The sequence below is a fragment of the Candidatus Babeliales bacterium genome, from assembly GCA_035944115.1.
GTDB lineage: Bacteria > Babelota > Babeliae > Babelales > Vermiphilaceae > DASZBJ01.
Genome location: DASZBJ010000013.1, coordinates 1 through 2,091 on the forward strand (window position 1 = coordinate 1; position 2,091 = coordinate 2,091).

At 43.1% G+C, this 2,091-nt stretch carries 2 protein-coding genes; both read right to left on the reverse strand.

Annotation, left to right across the window (positions count from 1 at the left end; all coding sequences use genetic code 11):
- A partial coding sequence (locus VGT41_01660) for a hypothetical protein (GenBank protein HEV2600982.1) occupies positions 1-1,604 on the reverse strand: 1,604 nt, incomplete at its 3' end.
- A 78-nt stretch (positions 1,605-1,682) separates the two neighbouring features.
- A partial coding sequence (locus VGT41_01665) for a hypothetical protein (protein ID HEV2600983.1) occupies positions 1,683-2,091 on the reverse strand: 409 nt, incomplete at its 5' end.

Genomic DNA, 2,091 nt, shown 5'->3' on the forward strand with positions numbered 1-2,091 from the left:
TCCGACGCTGCAGTTTCTTCTGCCCGAGGTTCAGAAACACAAGAAGGATAAGTTGAAGGATAAGTTGAAGGATAAGTTGAAGGATAAGTTGGATAAGTTGGAGGATAAGTTGAAAGATAAGTTGAAAGATAAGTTGAAGGATAAGTTGAAGGATAAGTTGAAGATAAGCTCAAAGTATGTTGAGAAGGAAATGACGCGAGCGCTGCGCGCTCTGTCATGGGTAAAGAAGAATAAATGTAAGGGTTGTCTCGCACTACCCGAACTGGGCGTTCTGCGAGGGTCCAATGGGGGATTCTATCGAAGTGCCATTGATTTGCGATGTTATGAAATCGCTGGCCTTCTAACATATATGAAACTTCACATTTTTGAAGTTCTTGGTCCCGCACTGCCATAGCTCCTCCAATGGACGCTCGTCCTGACATTATTCCGCGCTCTAGCGGTGCGAAATTTGCCTTCAATTCTTCTATGACTCCGGTCATGAGAAGTGCATCTCTTCTCGTAACCGGATTTTTGGCCATTCTCAACATCAAATTATCTTCTTGTAACATCTTCAACCTAATTTGGCATGCACTTGCCACTTCATACATATCATTGAGCTCTTCATTGAGTGCTCGTAGATTCTTCTTCGATCGTGTTTCTTCCGGTTCCTCTACTTCCTCGTCGTCCTCGCGCTCTTTTCGCTCTTCGCTTATTTCGCGCTCTTCGCTTTCCTCGCGCTCTTCGCTTACTTCGTGCTCTTCGCTTACTTCGCGCTCTTCGTGCTCTTCATGCTCTTCATGCTCTTCATGCTCTTCGCCTTCATCTTCTTGATCTTCGTCTTCTTGAATTTCTCCGGGAATTTGAAATGAAAAATGTTTATTCATGACCTCTTCGCGGGTCCATACGCGTTTTTGCAAACTGATGATGTCGTCTCGGGACATCGTTTCCGTTACGTATCTTCTTTGAATTTCTTGAAGTAGTTTCTTGAAAAATTGTTTTTCTTTTTCCCTACCTCCGTCTTCCCTCTCAAGCCATTCCTTTAAATTTTTCAATTTTTCAATGCCCACTCGGAGCATCCGCATGCTCCAAATGAGCTGGCGTGCTTTTTCCTCATTTTCTTCATCTTCAATGTGTTTAATGCCGCGAATTTGGGCGAGGTACTTCACTCTTTCAATTACCGCTTCTGCTGCTTGGTCGGTCGTGGTCCATCCGTGGACGTCTCCTCGCACAATTGCGCCATCTTCATAAAAAAAACTCCTTGGCTCATCAAGAAATCCAGCCAGGCGGCTGAATTCCTTGCTGTTGCTCACTCTTCCTGTTGTTTCGGCGTTTATTCCATCCCAGAGGTCATCACGTGCCTCCAAGATGATTTGCCGCATCTTTTTTTGCCTTTCTCTTTCCTCTTCTTTTGCTTTCTTCTGTTGTTGTTGTTGAGGTTGAGGTTGACGTTGACGTTGAGGTTGAGGTTGAGGTTGGGGCTGCTCGGCTGCGACTTGCTTTTGTTCTTCCCTTTTTCTTGCCTCTCGTTTCCTTTTGTATACGTTTTTCTTAAATTTTCGCTGTTTCTGTGCGTTGCTAATTCCAGGCTGTCCAGGACGTTTTCGGGTTGTTCCAGCTTGCTGCATCGCTTCAGAATCTACAAAAGGATTTGAATTTTCTTTTTCAATTCTTCACTCTCTCTTTTTGTTCAATTCCTCTTTTTCTTATTTTCTCTCTTTTTTCTCTCTTTTTTCTCTCTCTTTTTCTCTTTTTTCTCTCTCTTTTCTCTCTCTTTTTCTCTCTCTTTCTGCTTTTTGAAGAGACAAGCTGGAGTTAAGGTTGAGCTTAGAAGTAAGAAAGGTTGAAAACAAGCTTCCACGGAAGCTTTTGCAGCCTTTTGGAGCAGCTTTTGGAGCAGCTTTGAAGAGCCTTGATTTTTGAAGAGTTTTGAAGAGCTCCGAGTTTTGAAGAGCTTCTGAAGAGCTTTGAGCGAAGAGCTTTGAAGAGCTTTGAGCGAAGAGCTTTGAAGAGCTTGAGCGAAGAGCTTTGAAGAGCTTTGAAGAGCTTTGAGCTTTGAAGAACTTTGAGCTTTGAAGAACTTTGAGCTTTGAAGAACTTTGAAAAGTTGAAGAT